The organism is Neolewinella maritima (assembly GCF_923081025.1).
Taxonomy (GTDB): Bacteria; Bacteroidota; Bacteroidia; order Chitinophagales; family Saprospiraceae; genus Neolewinella; species Neolewinella maritima.
This window is the reverse complement of the sequence record NZ_CAKLPZ010000002.1, coordinates 374,384-390,895: the sequence shown is the minus strand read 5'-3', so window position 1 is coordinate 390,895 and position 16,512 is coordinate 374,384. Positions and strand designations below refer to the sequence as shown.

Sequence of the window (16,512 nt, the reverse complement as noted above, 5' to 3'; positions counted from 1 at the left end):
TGTACGCTGAGTATGCGGAGGTATACCGGTAAACCTCTGCGCTCCTCCGCGTGCTCCGCGGTTCGTACTTTTGCCGCCCGAACCTGCGCCCGTAAGCAGGTGAAAGTGTACTCCCTAATGATCAATATTACCCTCCCCGACGGCAGTGTGCGCCAGTACGAAGCCGGCAGCAGCGCCATGGATGTAGCCCAGAGTATCAGCTCCGGTCTGGCCCGTAACGTACTCAGCGCACGTGTCAATGGCGTCATCATCGACGCCGACCGGCCTATCAAGACCGACGCTAAGGTGGAACTACTGACGTGGAACGATCAGGGGGGCAAGGAGACCTTCTGGCACTCCACCGCCCACCTGATGGCCGAGGCGCTGGAGGAGCTGTACCCCGGGGTGAAGCTGGGGATCGGTCCGGCCGTAGAGAACGGCTTCTACTACGACATCGACACCGGCGAGCGCTCGATTAGTTCCGAAGACCTGCCCCGCATCGAGGAAAAGATGCTCGAACTGGCCCGCCGCAAGGTCAGCTACGACCGCCGGGAGGTGAGCAAGGCCGAGGCCGTAGCCTACTTCGAGGAAAAGCAGGATCCCTACAAGCTGGAACTGCTGGACCGGCTGGCCGACGGCACGATCACCTTCTACACCCAGGGCAACTTCACCGACCTCTGCCGCGGTCCCCACATCGCCAACTCCGGCGCCATCAAGGCCATCAAGTTGATGAAAGTGGCCGGTGCCTACTGGCTGGGCGATGAGAAGCGGCCGCAGCTCACCCGCATCTACGGCATCTCCTTCCCCAAGGCCAAGGAGCTAAAGGAATACCTCCACCTGCTGGAGGAAGCCAAGAAGCGCGACCACCGCAAGCTGGGCCAGGAGTTGGAGCTGTTCATGTTCTCCGAAAAGGTCGGGGCGGGACTACCCATGTGGCTCCCCAAGGGTACGCAGCTTCGCCAGCGTCTTATCAATTACCTCACCGAGCGGCAGGAGACTGCCGGCTATCAGCAGGTGGCCACTCCCCACATCGGCAAGAAGGAACTATACGTGACCAGCGGCCACTGGGAGAAGTACGGAGAAGATAGCTTCCAGCCCATCAAGACACCACGGGAGGGCGAGGAGTTCCTGCTCAAGCCGATGAACTGTCCGCACCACTGCGAGCTGTACAAATTCCGTCCGCGCAGCTACCGGGAGCTGCCGCTGCGCCTGGCCGAGTTCGGCACCGTCTACCGCTACGAGCAGACCGGCGAGCTCCACGGCCTCAGCCGTGTGCGGGGCTTTACGCAGGACGATGCCCACATCTTCTGCATGCCCGATCAGGTCAAGGGGGAATTTTTGGCCGTAGTCGACATCGTGCGCGAAGTGCTCGGCATGATCGGCTTCGACGATGTAACCGCCCAGATCTCCCTGCGCGACCCCGAAACCCCCGACAAGTACATCGGCTCGGAGGCCAACTGGGAGAGCGCAGAGCAGGCCATTATCGAGGCCTGCGCCGAGATCGACATGAAGACGGTCACCGCCTACGGCGAGGCAGCCTTCTACGGACCCAAGCTCGACTTCATGGTCCGCGATGCCCTGGGACGGCAGTGGCAGCTCGGCACCGTACAGGTCGACTACAACCTCCCCGACCGCTTCGAGCTGGAGTACATCGGGGCCGACAACCAGACGCACCGACCGGTGATGATCCACCGTGCCCCCTTCGGCTCCCTGGAGCGCTTCACGAGCATCCTGATCGAGCACACCGGCGGCAAATTCCCCCTCTGGCTGACGCCCGAGCAACTTACCATCCTGCCCATCAGCGAGAAGTTCAATGACTACAGTCAGGAGGTACTCGCCGAGCTAGCCAAGCACGACATCCGGGGCTCCGTAGACGACCGCAACGAGACCATCGGCCGCAAGATCCGCGACACCGAACTCAAGCGCATCCCCTTCATGCTCATCGTAGGCGAGAAAGAAGCCGAGTCCGGACAGGTAGCCGTGCGGGTGCAGGGCGAGGGAGACCGGGGGGCTATGTCTGTGGGGGAGTTTGTGGAGTTTTTCTCTGCTCAGCTGTGAGTTAGATAAACACGGATTACACGGATTTACTTCACGGATTAGGCACAGATTCTAAGTGGATGTCCCGTCCAATCCGTGACTGATCTGTGCCTTAATCTGAGAAATCTGTGTTTACCCCCCCCTCGAAGACCCTACGCTTACCATAATAATTATAAAAGAACACTATCCCGGTAGCCACCAGCTTGATGCCCCATTCCCGGTCACCGAGCAGGGGGAAGTAGTGCAGGCCCCACACGATGGCCGCATCCAGGGCCAGTCCGCCTACGCTGACGACCATACTGAGCAGGAAGGCCGAGCGCAGCGAGCGCCGCAGCTCGAAGACGAAGTAGCGCTGGAGGAAGAAGTTGAGCACCACGCTGCTCGAATAGGCGATCAGGGTAGCCGGTAGCGGTGGCAGGTAGCGGTGCACCAGGAACAGGTATAGGCCGTAATTGATGACCGTAGCGACCAGGCCGGTCAGCGCGAAGGGCAGCTTTTGGTAGCCGAACGCCCAGAGCCTGCGCGCAGCCCGCTTCACCCTTCCTGGGCGATTTGAGCGTTGCGGAGGGTGCGGAAGTAGTCGCGGATCTCGATCCAGTTATCGAAGCGGGGGTAGCCCTCGTCGTGGAGGTTGTGACTGGCGGTGAACAGTAGCCCCTGCCCGTTGAAGGTCACGAGGTTGCGCACCTTATCGTCGATCATGTAGTCGCCGTGTACGATGCTCTTGTCGCCGCAGAATACGATGCGCTCCCAGTGGATGAAGGGCATATGCTCCTCGAGCCACTCCCATTTGTCGGTAAAGCTGTGCTTAAACTCCATGGAGGCGGTGACGATGTATACCTCATACTGCTCGTACAGCTCGCGCACCACCTCCTGGGCGTCCTTCATGATGGGCAGGTGGCGGAAGAAGCCCGGCTCGTAGAGCGCCTCCCGAATGCCGTCGATGCCGGGCAGGTCGTAGATCTTCATACCGGCGTACTCCGCCGGGTCGATGGACTGGCCGTAGCGGGCCTCGTAGAGTTCGTGGTAGCGGTGGTAGTTGTCTACCATCACCTCATCCATATCGATACAGATCCGCATTTATCGTTCTACTTTAGTTATGCCGACGGGCTTGTCGGGGTCGTAGCCGTCATCGTCCAGTTCCTTGTACGCGGGCTCCACCTCGTGGTAGTCCGGTACCCCGCCCTTCGTCATGCGGTGCCAGGCTACGCGAAAGCGGTTGAGCAGTACCATCAGGGAGGGCAACAGCAGCAATAGTACGACGGTAGAAGCCAGCAGACCGAAGGCCACTGAGATCGCCATAGGAATGAGGAACTGCGCCTGCCGGCTTTTCTCCAGCAGCAGGGGGGCCAGTCCGGCAAAGGTGGTCACGGAAGTAAGCAGGATGGGCCGGAAGCGGCTCCGCCCGGCCTCGTTGAGCGCATCCATCATGCTTGCTCCCCCGCGCAGATTGTCGTTGTAGGTGGCAATGAAGACCAGTCCGTCGTTGACGATAATACCCACCAGCGCGATAATACCCAGGAAGGAAAATAGCGAGATCGGCTTACCCATGAGCCAGTGGCCGAATACCACCCCGATGATGCCGAAGGGCAGCAGAAAGAAGAGTACCGATGCCTGCCCAATGGACCGGAACGTCAGGGCCACCACGAAGAACATCAGGGCAAGCACCACCGGCATCACCAGTTGCACGGAGGCGGCGGTCTTTTCCTGGTTACGCACCTGCCCGTCGGAAACGGTCGATACGCCCGGAAAATCAGCCAGTACGCGGGGGATGATCTCATCCTGCACCAGGGCATTTACGTCCGTGACGGATACCCCGTTGTTCGACACATCCGCCTCCACCTTCACCTCCCGCTTACCGTCGGTATGGTTGATGGCGATTACGCCGCGCTGGGGTTCCAGGTTCACGATCTCGCTGATGGGGTATTCCCCCCCGTTGGGTAGCCGCACGCGCATGCTGTTCAGATCGGCCACGCTGCGGCGGCTGTCCTCTCCGTACCGTAGCCAGACCCGTACCTCGTCTTCCCCACGCTGCAGGCGCTGTGCCTCGGATCCAAAGAAGGCCGCCCGCACCTGACCCACGATATCCTGCAGGTCGAGCCCCAGGTAACGGGCTTTTTCCTTCAGACTGATATTGATCTCGCGCAGGCCCTCCTGATCGTTGTCGACCACGTCGGTGAGCTCGGTCATCTGCTCCAGTTCCGCCTTGACCCGGGCGGTCGCTTTTTCCAGTTCTACGATGTCACTGCCCACCAGACTCACGCTGACGGGCTTACCGAAAAACGAGCGCCCGCCGTAGCTAAGGATCTCCGCCTCGTCGATCTCCCCTACTTCGTCGCGGATGGCGTTCTGTACGTCGCGCAGTGCGATGTCACCGCGGTCCTCCCCCGGTAGCAGGGCAACGGTAGCCGATCCCTGGTAGGTGGTGGGGCCTACCTTGACCTCGATACGCTCCACCAGTTCGCGGCCGTCGCCGAAGAGCTCGGCACTCATGCGTTCGTTGACCCGTTCGGCGGCCTCCCCGATACGCTCCAGGATGGCCTGGGTCTTTTCTTCCGGCGTGCCCGCGGGCAGCTGTAGGGTGATCGATACGTCGTCGCCCTCGATGATGGGAAAGAAGGTCGTTTTCACAAAACCGGCCCGCACCACTCCGACGCTAAGGAACAATGCCGCCAGACAGATCGACAGCGTGATGAATTTATACCGCATCGTCCAGGCCAGCACCGGCGCGTAGAGCGTATCGCGCAGGAAGTTCATCAGCCCGTCGAACTTGCGCTGTATCCAGTTGGGCTCCACGCCCTTATCCAGGGCCCGCGAGTGGGCTACGTGAGTGGGTAGGATCACCGCCCCCTCGACCAGCGAAAAGATCAGCGAGAAGATCACTACAATGGCCATTTCACGGAAGAAATCCCCCAGCGTACCATCGATAAAGAAGAAGCTCGAAAAGGCGATCACCGTAGTCAGGATGGCGGCGAATACCGCACTCAGTACGTCGCTCGTACCGCTGATCGCGGCCTTGACCCGCGGCAGCCCCTTCTCGTGGTAGCTGTAGATATTCTCCCCGATCACGATGCCGTCGTCCACCAGGATACCGATCACAATGATCATACCGAAGAGCGAGATGACGTTCAGCGTCACGTCCAGCGCATTGGCGATGATGAACATCCCCGCAAAGCTGATCGGGATCGACAGGGCCACCCAGAAGGCCAGCCGCCAGTGCAGGAACACGGCCAGTAGCACCGCCACGATCACGAAGCCCTGGATGCCGTTGGTCTGCAGGGTATCCATGCGCTGCCGCAGCGTCACGCTGGCGTCGCTGATCACGGTAGCCTGTATCGTGCTGTTCTCCGCGTTGAACTCCTCGATGTACTCCTTCACCGCGTCGGTGATGAAGAGCATGTCCTCTTCCAGGGTATTCTGCACCTGTACGCTCACGCTCGGCGTACCATCCAGGTAAGCACGGTTGGGCTGATCGGCCCAGCGGTCGCGTATCGTGGCGACCTGGCTCAGGCGCACACTTCCACCCGTCGGGGTGGTTTTCACTACGATATCCTTGAGTCCGTCGGCGTAGTATTCTTTGTTGCGCGCGCGCAGGAGCAGTTCTTCTTCCCGGCCCTTTACGGTACCTCCGGTGATGTCTACATTGGTGCGGCGTACTGCATCGGCTGCCTCCTGGAAGGTAAGCCCGTAGGCCTGCAGATCCGCCTCCCGGAAGGCGATCTCGATCTCCTCGTCCGGGAAGCCGGACAGCTCCACCTTCGACAGCCCGTCGATGGCCAGCAGATCGTCCTCTACCTGCCGGGCAGCCGCCTTCAGGGCGCCCAGGTTGACGCCTTCTCCGGATAGGGCAAAGGTGATGGCCCGCCCCAGTTGCTCCTGCTTGAAGATCACCGGCGGCTCCATACCTACCGGGAAGCTGTTGATGCGGTCCACTTCGTTCTTGACGTCCTGCAGGATCAGGTCCGTATCGTAGCCCTTCAGTACCTCGACGGTCACCCGTCCGCTGTTTTCGGAGCTTACACTAGTGTAGCGCTCTACCCCGGTGAGCCCCTTCAGGTTCTCTTCGATCTTATTGACGATACCCTCCTCGACCTCCTCGGGGCTGGCTCCCGGGTAGATGACCTGAATATTGATCACCCGACTCGGGAACTCCGGGAAGAAGGTGGACTTCATCTGCCACAGACTCAGCCCCCCCATGATGATGAGGCCGAACATGAGCAGGTTAGCTGCTACGGGGTACTTGACGAAGTACTGGATGAATCCTTTCATAGCTGCTACTTACTTGAGGCTTCCGGCCGTAGTGCCCTCTTCCTTGGGGTCCATCCCCGCCTCGACGGTCGGCTTATCGATCTTCACGCGCATCCCCTCGAAGGCTCCGGCTACCGTACCGGTCACCAGCTCGGTGCCGTCGGGCAGGCCGCTCACGAGTACCGTGCTGCGATCCGACTTGCGCACCATCACGGGTTGCAGACTCAGCAGGGTGTCGTCGCGCACTACGTATACCTCCCGCCCGTCGATGAGCAGGCTGCGGTCGATCTCCACCACATCGTCGAGCACCCGCGCCGCCGCCGCGCCACGCATGTACATACCCTCGCGCAGGTCCTTGCCACTCACCCCCACGTAGACCTCCACGGTCTGGGAGCCCGCGTCGATCTGATTACTGATGCGGCGGATCGTGCCCGACCATTCTCCGCTGATATCCTCACTGTACAGTGTCACCTTACTTCCGGTGGTCAGGTAGTCCAGATCCGAAAGGGGCACGGTAGCCACCAGCTCGTAGTAGCCGGTAGCCATCAGTTCGCCCAGGACCTGACCGGGGCGCACCACGGCACCCTCGTTGATACTCACCGAGGTCAGCACCCCGGAGAAGGGGGCGTACAGAACGTACTTGCTCAGCCGTTCTTCGGCGCTCTTGATGGTGTAGTACTGGCTATAGAGATTGCGTCCGGCCACGAACAGTTTTTCCCGCTGATTGACCGCCTCGGGGAGTTCCGGTAGCGGCTTGTCTACGTCGAAGTCCGCCAGGTAACTTTCCCAGGCGGCAAAGCTTTCCGGGTAGTCGATCTTCAGGTCGGGCATGATCTGGGCGATGCTATTCAGCAGCGTGGCCTTTTGTGCCTGTAGGTTCAGACGGGCCTCGTCGTCGTCGATGCGCAGGATCACGCTACCCTTACCGAAGTAGGTGCCCTCCTTAAGCGGCCGGCCGGTTTCCTCTACGGCTCCGCCTACTTCGCTGTACAGTTCAATCTTATTGTAGGCGACCAGTCGGCCCTGTACGTCCAGCGTGGTGGCCAGATCGGCGTTGCTTACCCGGCGGGTCTCTACCGACTTGACGCGTTTAACTACCTCTTTTTTCGGTGCCTCTTCCTTCAGGGAGGCCAGATAACTCATCCCCACGTAGCCCAGGGCAATGATGCCAAGCCCCAGCAATGCCTTCAGGATAGTATCGATCGTCTTGCGTTTCATGCGGAGTCCTTGACAAATACAAAAACAAACCGGTCACTCCGGATACTGTTGCAACGTCCTTCCCTCCAGAAAGATAAATCGGGCGCGTCCGCAGGTGCAGTAGAACACCTCGTCCCGAAAGCGAAGTCCGAAGCGGCCTTCCGGCAGCGCGTACCGATTTCAAAGAAATGCCTTAGCAATAGCCCCCACGATCACTACCACGAGTAGCCGGTACGCCCACACCCCCGCCCGCGGATGATTGGCCGCATACTTCGCCGTCAGGTATCCACCCACCGTCTGCCCTACCGCCATCAGCAGCCCCATGGGCCAGTCGATCAGGTCACGCCAGGCGAAAATAGCCACGGCAATGGCGGTGTATACCGTCACCACGATCCCCTTCACCACGTTGGCCTGGATGATCTCGTACTTCGCGATCAGCACCATCAGGGCCAGGAAGAAGATGCCCATGCCCATCTGAATAAAGCCCCCGTATACCCCCATCGCGAAGAAGGCCGGGATGGCGATCCAGTACGAGAGCGGCCGCTCGTCCTGGGCCGCGATCAGCCAGCGCTTCGGATTCACGAGCACTACGGCCAGCATCACGATGAGCAAGTAGCGAAATATGGTTTTGAAGGTGGCATTATCGACCAGCAGGCTCAGCCAGATCCCTAGAATAGCGCCCAGACTGGTCATACCCACGATGAGCCACATCTCGCGCCGTCGCGCCGCGGTCACCTCCAGTCGGCCGGCCCGGTGAAAGGCCCAGGTACCGGCCGCGCTCTGCGTCACGATACCCACCCGGTTGGTCGCATTGGCTACGTCGGCCGGTAGCCCCAGTACTTCCATCAGGATGGTCAGCGTAATGGCCGAACCGTTGCCCGCCAGCGTATTGATCGCACCGGCCAGGGTGGAGCCCACCAGGGCAATCAGGTAGGCTACGATCATCGGGTCAGTACGATATAATCCAACAGGATAGTTTCCAGAAATTCTTCGTGGGAGCCTTCGATGTCGCGCGGATCGAGCTCGAGCAACCCGGCCATTCGGTCTGCCAGCAACTGCAGGGCCTGCCGGTGCGCCGTATTCCGGTAGCGGCGGTACCGCAGGATGCACTGCTTGACGATCAGCATATCCTCGTCCGTCATCCGCTGCACGGCGGGGTAGCGCGCCTGGTGCTGCGCGCGGTTGCGGATGGTCAGTATATCGGCTAGCGTGACGCCGCCAAAGCCGACCGTATTGATCACCACCGTACCGGCGATAAGGTCACCGAGTCGCTGACTGCGCGCGCCGGTCACGACCAGTAAAATGGCCAGCATTCCCAGGGTGAATACTACGTCTGGCAGCAGGAATACGGCGCGCACCAGGAAGTCGGCCGGGGTGGGATCGCGCCCGTCCAGGCGGATCACCCGCAGCCGCAGCAGTTTCTTGCCGGCCGTCTGTCCCCGGCTCAGCATCTCCCAGCCGAAGAAGTACAACAGCGTATAGAACAGCGGACCGAATACCAGGACTACCTCCTCCCCTACCTCGAACAGGCCTATGGCTTCGTTGAAGAACAGGAGCAGGGCGTAGGAGACGGCTAGTGCTACCAGATCGATCAGAAAGGCCCCGATACGCGAGCCCAGGGAGGCCGTCTCATACTCGATGCGAACGTTCTGGGTGGTATGGATGGTGACGGCGGCCATGGCAGCGGGCAAAGTTACTAAACCCTTAAGGGCCTCCGGCGTATACACTTGTCTATCCGCCCCTACGTTGTAGCTTCTCCGTAGCATGAGCAAGAAATCCATTTACCTGATCATCGGCCTGATCCTGTTCTCCATCGTAGGACTGATCGTGCTACAGCTGCGCCTGATCCAGACGGGCCTGGAGGTGAATAAGGAGCGCTACGACCGCGCCATCCAGAGTGTGCTCAAGCAGGTGGCCGACGAGGTGGAGGACATCGAGGAAGCCGAGATCAACCTGACCCTCAACAACGGCTATGCCGGAGGGGTACCGGGCGGCACGGTATACGGCGAGGTGTACATCGGCAGCCCCACCTCCGGTCTGCTGGCCGGCCGTACCCTACGCACCTATCCTACCTCCTCGCTACGGCTGCGCAATCAGTTTACCAACCGCAACCTGGAGGAGCGGATCGATCGCGAGGCCATTCACAAGAAGATGGTCAAGGAACTGCGTAACGCCGGCATCGAAGACGAGCTGGAATACGGCATCTACGATACCCGCCAACAACGCTTCATCTCCCGCAACGGCCGCTTGCTTTCCGTAGCCGGCTCCGATACCAGCCGCCACCAGGACCTGATGCACGGCGACTACGTCGTCAGCATGTTCGACAACGAGAATACCATACCCGGAGAGATACGCGCCTACAGCCCCGATAAGGACAGCGTAGTGTACAGCTCGCTGTACGGCAACTTCACCATCAGCCTGCTCTTCGTGCTGGTCATCCTGGGGTGTTTCGTCTATACGATCTACGTCATCCTGCGGCAGAAGAAGGTCTCCGAAATGAAGACCGACTTCATCAACAATATGACCCACGAGTTCAAGACGCCGATCGCCACGATCTCCCTGGCTACGGATAGCATCGTGAGCCCCCGCATCAGCAACGACCCGCAGAAGGTGCAGCGCTTCGCCCGCATCATCAAGCAGGAAAATAAGCGCATGAACGATCAGGTCGAGAAGGTGCTGCAAATGGCCAAGCTCGATAAGTCGCGCCTCAACCTCAACCTCACGGCCGTAGACCTGAATGCGGTGGTCCGCAGCGCCGTAGAGTACATCTGTCTGCAGGTAGAGCCGCGGGGCGGTACCGTGACGAGCGAGCTGGCCGCGGATCCTTCCATCGTGGAGGGCGACATGACGCACCTCTCCAGCCTGATCAACAACCTGCTGGATAACGCCAACAAGTATTCCCCCGATCCACCCAAAATTCACGTTGGTACCCGGAATGTACCGCGTGGTGTAGAGGTGACCGTGACCGATCATGGTCTGGGGATGAGCCGCGAAGCACGAAAAAACATTTTCGACCGTTTTTACCGGGTGCATACCGGCGATCGCCACGACGTCAAGGGGTTTGGCCTGGGTCTCTCCTACGTCAAGACCATCACCGAGGTACACAACGGCAGCATCGAGGTGAAAAGCGAGCTCGGCAAGGGCAGCAGTTTCATCGTTACCTTTCCCTACCGCCAGCCCGACTAGGCCGGTTATTAACCTACCACCCGTTACCATATCCCCCCATCTATGAGCGATACTCCTACCCCCGAAGCAAAGATCCTCCTGGTGGAGGACGACCAGAATTTTGGCGACGTACTCCGCTCCTTTCTCGAGGTCCACGACTATGAGGTCACCCTGGCACAGGATGGCATGGCCGGCCTCGAAGCCTACCGCAACGGTAAGTGGGACCTCTGCATTTTCGACGTCATGATGCCCCGCCTCAGTGGCTTCGAACTAGCCAAGAAGGTGCGCGAAACCGATACCCAGACCCCCATCATCTTCCTCACCGCCAAGGCCATGAAGGAAGACGTACTCAGCGGCTTCGAGCTCGGAGCCGACGACTACATCACCAAGCCCTTCAATAGTGAGGAGCTCCTGGCGCGGATCAACGTGATCCTGCGGCGCAGTCAGGTACCTACCGACCCCAAGGAAGAGCAGACCGACTTCGATTTCGGCCAGTTTCACTTCAACTTCCCCCTGCGGATCCTCACGCATACCAGCGAGAAGGGAGAAAAATCAAAGGAAAAACTCAGTCCGAAGGAGGCCCAGCTTATGAAGCTCTTTGCCATCCATAAAAACAACATCCTGAGCCGCAGCGAAGCGCTCACCAAGATATGGGGGGAAGACAACTACTTCACCGCCCGCTCCATGGATGTATTCGTGACCAAGCTGCGCAAGTACCTTAAGCCCGACCCCGCCATCGAGATCGTCAATATCCACGGAAATGGCTTCCAACTGCTGGTAAGTAGTGAGCAGGAAGGTTAAATAGTTTCCCAAGTATACAGAGCGGCAGGTTTTCGGAGTTTAACGGTCAACTGGACATTATATAGTAGTGTAGGTTCGGTAAGCTCCGGACTTATTACCCCGGAAGAATAAACGGTAGGGCCTGCGTCCCTCCGACGACTTAGTTTTTGGGATTATAATTTTCGCCGAAGCCACCGTGCTTCGGCTTTTTTCGTTGTATACACTCCCATGCTCCGTCCCCTCTTTCTACTCCTCGGGCTCGCCCCCCTCCTGCTAGTTGCACAGCGCGCTACCCCCCGCGTGCAGCTGGATCGGCTGGTTGCCGACAATCCCGTCTTCGCGAGTGGGCATACCGGTTTTAGCCTGTACGACCTGGCCACCGAGCAGACCGTGTACAGCTATCAGGCCGACCGCTACTTCGTACCCGCCAGCAACGTCAAACTGCTCACCTTTTACGTAGCGCACCGTATCCTGGACCGATCACTGCCCGCCATCTATTACCGGCGGCAGGCCGACCGTGTGGACATCTGGGGTACGGGCTATCCCCTACTACTCCACCCCGCCTTCTACGGCTACGACGAGCTAGCCCCCTGGCTGGCCCGGCAGCAGCTGCCCATCGTAGTGCAGCAGCCGGAGAATGACACGCCGCCCCGCTACGGAGCGGGCTGGAGCTGGGACGATTTCGACTATGGCTACGTCTACGAGCGCAGTGGCCTGCCGATCTACGGCAATCGCCTGTACCTCGACCTGGACGAAACCGTCACGCCCGTAGCGGATGCCCTGCTCGGCGCGCCCCCCGAGGTGGCTAGGTCCATCGTGCAGGATGCCCGCCAGGAACGGACCATCCGGCGGGCGGAGGAAACCAATAGCTTTACTGTCAATGAATCCATTTACGACCGGCGCAATTTCCCCCTCCAACGCGCCCTGCGCACCAGTGCGGCCTTCACCCTACGGCAGTTGCAGCAGGCCTTTCCCGACCAGACCATCTCCGGCGGACGGCAGCCCCGCCCCACACTAACTGACCTGAGCGCTCACCGGGTAGCGTTCCCGGATACACTTTACCGCAGGCTGCTGCAGGATAGCGACAACTACCTGGCCGAGCAGCTCATCCTGCAGTCCGCAGCGGCCCGCTACGGCACCTTCGATGAATCTACCCTGTTCGACTATGCTACCGATACGCTCTTTGCGGGTATCGGGCTGGGCCGGCTTCGGTTTGCGGACGGCAGCGGACTGAGCCGCTACAATCTGGTCACCCCCAACCAGTTCGTACAGGTACTGGCGGCACTGGATCGGGAGGTAGGTCGTGAGCGGCTACTGTCCTTATTACCTACCGGAGGCAAGACCGGTACCCTCAAGCGCCGCTTCGACGGGGCAGCCGAGCCCTACGTCTGGGCTAAGACCGGCTCCCTGAGTGGGGTGCTGTGTGTATCCGGTCTGCTGCGGACCCGCTCGGGCCGCTGGCTGGCCTTCAGTTTTCTGCACAACAATGTGATGGGCCGTACGTCCGACTACTACCGGGAGATGGAACGGGCCCTGGGCTGGGTGTACGAAAGCCTGTAGCCGCCGGCCCCGTGGCTGCTCCCTGCTTTAGTCCCATCTTTGCGCCAAATTAGCTCTTATGGTCTATCTCGAACTCGAACGGGTCTCTAAAGTATATGGTGAAAAGGTGCTCTTCGACCAGGTAGACCTGCAGGTGGCACAGAACACCAAAGTAGCGCTGGTCGCCAAGAACGGTACCGGAAAATCTACCCTCCTGCGCGTCGCAGCCGGCATCGATCTGCCCGAGGGGATCGGCTCCAGTGTGTACGTACACAAGGACGCCCGCATGGCCTACCTACCCCAGGAACCCGAGTTCGGCGACAACGCCACGGTGATGGACGCGGTCTTCGATAGCGACAACGAGACGGTGCGCGCGGTGCGCGACTATGAAGAGGCGCTGCTACGGAGCGACAAGCCCCAGCTGCTGCAGGATGCACTCGCCCGTATGGAACGGCTGCAGGCCTGGGATATCGAGGCCCGCATCAAGGAAGTGCTCAGTAAGCTCAACATCGACAATGTCGACCAGAAAGTCTCTACCCTCTCCGGCGGACAGCGCAAACGCGTAGCCCTGGCCAAGCTAATCATCGACGAGCCCGACCTGATCATCATGGATGAGCCCACTAACCACCTCGACCTCGACATGATCGAGTGGTTGGAAGAGTGGCTGCAGTCTACCAACCTGACGCTGCTCATGGTCACCCACGATCGCTACTTCCTGGAGCGGGTCTGTAACCGCATCATCGAGCTGGATGGGGGCAACATCTATCACTACACCGGCAACTACTCCGACTTCCTGAGCAAGAAGGCTACCCGCGAGGAGACCGAGAGTGCCGAGCTGGACAAGGACCGCAAGCGCATGAAGCAGGAGCTGGAGTGGGTGCGCCGCATGCCCAGCGGCCGCGGCACCAAGGCCAAGAGCCGCCTGAGTGCCTTTAGCGACCTCAAAAACAAGGTGGGCAGCTTCCGCAAGGACGAGGAGCTCACCCTGGAGATCAAAGGGCAGCGTCTGGGCAGCAAGATCCTGGAGGCCCACAACATCGGGAAGTCATATGGGGGCCGGGAGCTGGTCAAGGGCTTCAGCTACAAGTTTCAGAAGGGCGAGCGGGCCGGTATCGTAGGGCGCAACGGGGCGGGTAAATCTACCCTCCTACACATGCTCACTAAGGAGTTGGAGCCGGACACGGGCAAGGTCGTCCACGGCAGCAATACGGTGTTCGGCTACTACACCCAGGACGGCATCAACCTGGCCAACGATATGCGGGTGATCGACGTGGTGCGTGACATCGCCGAGTTCATCCCCCTGGAGAAGGGCATGAAGCTTACCGCCCGCGGTCTGCTCGAGCGCTTCATGTTCAATTCGAAGCAGCAGCAGGTGTACGTCAGTCAGCTCAGTGGCGGCGAGCGGCGGCGGCTGTACCTGCTCACGATCCTGATGAAGAACCCTAACTTCCTCATTCTGGACGAGCCGACCAACGACCTGGACATCATGACCCTGAACGTACTGGAAGACTTCCTCATGGACTTCCCCGGCTGCGTGCTCATCGTGAGTCACGACCGCTTCTTTCTGGATAAGCTGGCCCACCACCTGTTCATCTTCGAGGAGGAGGGCAACATCCGCGACTGGAACGGACTATACACTGAGTACCGGGAGCAGCGCAAGCTGGAAATGCAGGAGGCCAGCGCTGCCCAATCTGCCAGTACCACCAGTACCACCGCACCGGCGGCCCCGCCCCCCAGTCGCGCTACCGAGGAGGTGGCCCTGACGCAGGAGCAGCGCAAGGCTATCCGCCGCGTAGAGGGACAGATCAGCAAGCTCGAGTCCCGCAAGAAGGACATCAACGGACAGTTCAACAACATGGCCGCACTGACGCCGGAGCGCATTGCCGACCTCGGCCGGGAGCTGGCGGAAGTGAACGAAGCGATCGAGGAAAAGGAGCTGGAATGGATGGAACTGGTGGAGGGCTAGCCCAAATTCCTTTTCCACAGTCCAAATTGACGACAGTGTAGCCGGTTGATCTACAGTAAGTTATAAGGGAGCGTTTTCCACCATAGAGCGGTGGATAAGTGGGGAGAACGGGACGGTTATCCACATAAGTGGGGAGAACGGTGGTGGAAAAGCCTAGTTTATCCACATTTCCACAGCTACTAACAAGTGGTTTCCACCGCTTTTCCCCCGGTCGGTGGGTGGTTTCCCCAGCGGAGTGTCATAAAAGTTATTCTGTGGACTACCGCTCGCAGAATGTGGGAAGCGAACGAATCCCTTTGTTTTGCCTGACGTTAGGATGTGAAGAAGCTGTGGAAAGCGGAGGGGCTGGCGTGGAGACTGTAAAATCAAAGCAGAACGTGTATTCTTTCTCCCGCTTTCCACACCCCTAATAATGATAAAGGGATTTGAAATTTAAAAAAAGATAATAACTATTAGAGATGGGCAAGCCGGTGCTGAAGCGGGACGAATTTTCCAATACCCGACGGGGAGGCCGCTACGCCCGGGCCGTACGGATCTGGCTGATCGTGGGCCTGCTCATGGTAGTGGGCCAGGTCGTCATCGGCGGCATCACGCGGCTGACCGAGTCGGGCCTGTCGATCACCGAGTGGCAACCGCTGAGCGGGGCCATGCCGCCGCTGAACGCCGCGGACTGGGATGTAGAGTTCGAAAAGTACCAGGCCTCGCCGCAGTACGCCAAGATCTTTGCCGACATTTCGCTCGCTGACTTCAAGTTCATCTACTTCTGGGAGTGGTTCCACCGGCAGTGGGCGCGCACCATGGGCCTGGTCTTCGTGGTGGGCTTCCTGGCGTTCTGGCGCAAGAAGTACCTCGACCCCCCGCTGATGCGCCGGCTGGGCGTGGTGGTGCTCCTGGCGGCCCTGGCGGCCAGCTTTGGCTGGATCATGGTGGCCAGCGGACTCATCGACCGGCCCTGGGTGAACGCCTACAAGCTCACGCTGCACCTGGCGCTGGGCATCACGCTGTTCAGTTACCTGCTGTGGGTAACCCTGCAGGTGAGCAAACCTCAGCTACCCGGTTTTCCACATTCCCGGGTGGAAAGGCTGCGCTGGCCCCTCAATATCCTGCTCGGCGTACAGCTGCTACTGGGTGGTGTGATGAGCGGTGCCAAGGCGGCACTCCCCTACCCCAGCTGGCCGGATATGAACGGAAAATTCGTACCTACGGTCCTGACCGACGGCAGTGCGTGGACGGTGGAAAACTTAGTCTACTACGAAGCCAGTTTGTTCCAGCCCGCCCTGTTTCAGTTTCTGCACCGTATGACGGCTTACTCCCTGACTATCATGGTGTTATACTTCGCGTATCGCTGCTGGAAGACTATCCGGAACCGCGATATGCGCCGGGCTAACACCCTGTTAGTAAGTCTGTTGATAACTCAGGTCGTACTGGGCATACTTACGGTTACCAACAGCGTAGGACAGGTGCCCGTAGGCTGGGGGGTAGCCCACCAATTTACCGCTATCGCCCTGGTAGCCACGGTGGTATACATCAACTACTTGCTCCGTCCGGGGCGGCCATTACGCCCTGTGGAAAACACGGTGGAAAACTACCGCTAAAAATAG

12 protein-coding genes are annotated in these 16,512 nt (G+C 59.7%); 6 read left to right on the top strand and 6 right to left on the bottom strand.

Features of this window, described 5'->3' with window-relative positions; translation table 11 throughout:
• Positions 1 to 117 precede the first annotated feature (117 nt).
• Entirely contained in the window at positions 118 to 2,037 is a 1,920-nt protein-coding gene (gene thrS / locus MJQ68_RS09990; RefSeq protein WP_238750963.1) for a threonine--tRNA ligase, read from the top strand.
• A gap of 91 nt (positions 2,038 to 2,128) precedes the next feature.
• On the opposite strand, the gene MJQ68_RS09985 is transcribed toward thrS, so the two are convergent.
• The 6 genes from MJQ68_RS09985 to MJQ68_RS09960 all read right to left on the bottom strand — a co-directional run bounded on the left by MJQ68_RS09985 (position 2,129) and on the right by MJQ68_RS09960 (position 9,140).
• Positions 2,129 to 2,554 carry a GtrA family protein gene (locus MJQ68_RS09985; protein ID WP_238750962.1) on the bottom strand — a complete coding sequence of 142 codons (426 nt, stop codon included), beginning with the start codon at positions 2,552 to 2,554 and terminating at the stop codon, positions 2,129 to 2,131.
• Positions 2,551 to 3,096 carry a 5' nucleotidase, NT5C type gene (locus tag MJQ68_RS09980; RefSeq protein WP_238750961.1) on the bottom strand — a complete coding sequence of 182 codons (546 nt, stop codon included), beginning with the start codon at positions 3,094 to 3,096 and terminating at the stop codon, positions 2,551 to 2,553. Before MJQ68_RS09980 ends, MJQ68_RS09985 begins: the two co-directional genes overlap by 4 nt.
• A complete protein-coding gene (locus MJQ68_RS09975) occupies positions 3,097 to 6,285 on the bottom strand; it encodes an efflux RND transporter permease subunit (RefSeq protein WP_238750960.1) in 3,189 nt (1,062 codons plus the stop codon). It lies immediately after the preceding gene.
• Between the two features lie 9 nt (positions 6,286 to 6,294).
• Complete coding sequence (locus MJQ68_RS09970) at positions 6,295 to 7,482, bottom strand: efflux RND transporter periplasmic adaptor subunit (protein WP_238750959.1); 1,188 nt, start codon at positions 7,480 to 7,482, stop codon at positions 6,295 to 6,297.
• Positions 7,483 to 7,641: 159 nt separating this feature from the next.
• A complete protein-coding gene (locus MJQ68_RS09965) occupies positions 7,642 to 8,406 on the bottom strand; it encodes a sulfite exporter TauE/SafE family protein (protein ID WP_238750958.1) in 765 nt (254 codons plus the stop codon).
• A complete protein-coding gene (locus MJQ68_RS09960) occupies positions 8,403 to 9,140 on the bottom strand; it encodes an RDD family protein (protein WP_238750957.1) in 738 nt (245 codons plus the stop codon). The genes MJQ68_RS09965 and MJQ68_RS09960 overlap by 4 nt, the downstream gene beginning before the upstream one ends.
• Positions 9,141 to 9,225: 85 nt before the next feature.
• On the opposite strand from MJQ68_RS09960, the gene MJQ68_RS09955 reads away from it, so the two are divergent.
• The 5 genes from MJQ68_RS09955 (at position 9,226) to MJQ68_RS09935 (ending at position 16,506) form a co-directional block, all read left to right on the top strand.
• Positions 9,226 to 10,647 carry a sensor histidine kinase gene (locus MJQ68_RS09955; protein ID WP_238750956.1) on the top strand — a complete coding sequence of 474 codons (1,422 nt, stop codon included), beginning with the start codon at positions 9,226 to 9,228 and terminating at the stop codon, positions 10,645 to 10,647.
• A 42-nt stretch (positions 10,648 to 10,689) separates the two neighbouring features.
• Positions 10,690 to 11,427 (top strand): response regulator transcription factor, encoded by a 738-nt coding sequence (locus tag MJQ68_RS09950; protein ID WP_238750955.1) that lies wholly within the window; start codon positions 10,690 to 10,692, stop codon positions 11,425 to 11,427.
• 207 nt (positions 11,428 to 11,634) lie between these two features.
• Positions 11,635 to 12,966: a D-alanyl-D-alanine carboxypeptidase/D-alanyl-D-alanine endopeptidase gene (gene dacB, locus MJQ68_RS09945; protein WP_238750954.1), complete on the top strand. Its 1,332-nt coding sequence runs from the start codon at positions 11,635 to 11,637 to the stop codon at positions 12,964 to 12,966.
• Positions 12,967 to 13,024: 58 nt separating this feature from the next.
• Entirely contained in the window at positions 13,025 to 14,911 is a 1,887-nt protein-coding gene (locus MJQ68_RS09940; RefSeq protein ID WP_238750953.1) for an ABC-F family ATP-binding cassette domain-containing protein, read from the top strand.
• A gap of 458 nt (positions 14,912 to 15,369) precedes the next feature.
• The gene (locus tag MJQ68_RS09935; protein WP_238750951.1) at positions 15,370 to 16,506 is read left to right on the top strand and encodes a COX15/CtaA family protein; all 1,137 of its coding nucleotides are present in this window, start codon (positions 15,370 to 15,372) and stop codon (positions 16,504 to 16,506) included.
• The last annotated feature ends 6 nt before the right edge of the window (positions 16,507 to 16,512 follow it).

Coding starts and splice junctions, on each gene's coding strand:
- MJQ68_RS09950 (WP_238750955.1), top strand. CDS start 10,690: ATGAGCGATACTCCTACCCCCGAAGCAAAGATCCTCCTGGTGGAGGAC.
- MJQ68_RS09955 (WP_238750956.1), top strand. CDS start 9,226: ATGAGCAAGAAATCCATTTACCTGATCATCGGCCTGATCCTGTTCTCC.
- MJQ68_RS09970 (WP_238750959.1), bottom strand. CDS start 7,482: ATGAAACGCAAGACGATCGATACTATCCTGAAGGCATTGCTGGGGCTT.
- MJQ68_RS09980 (WP_238750961.1), bottom strand. CDS start 3,096: ATGCGGATCTGTATCGATATGGATGAGGTGATGGTAGACAACTACCAC.
- thrS (WP_238750963.1), top strand. CDS start 118: ATGATCAATATTACCCTCCCCGACGGCAGTGTGCGCCAGTACGAAGCC.
- MJQ68_RS09975 (WP_238750960.1), bottom strand. CDS start 6,285: ATGAAAGGATTCATCCAGTACTTCGTCAAGTACCCCGTAGCAGCTAAC.
- MJQ68_RS09965 (WP_238750958.1), bottom strand. CDS start 8,406: ATGATCGTAGCCTACCTGATTGCCCTGGTGGGCTCCACCCTGGCCGGT.
- dacB (WP_238750954.1), top strand. CDS start 11,635: ATGCTCCGTCCCCTCTTTCTACTCCTCGGGCTCGCCCCCCTCCTGCTA.
- MJQ68_RS09935 (WP_238750951.1), top strand. CDS start 15,370: ATGGGCAAGCCGGTGCTGAAGCGGGACGAATTTTCCAATACCCGACGG.
- MJQ68_RS09960 (WP_238750957.1), bottom strand. CDS start 9,140: ATGGCCGCCGTCACCATCCATACCACCCAGAACGTTCGCATCGAGTAT.
- MJQ68_RS09940 (WP_238750953.1), top strand. CDS start 13,025: ATGGTCTATCTCGAACTCGAACGGGTCTCTAAAGTATATGGTGAAAAG.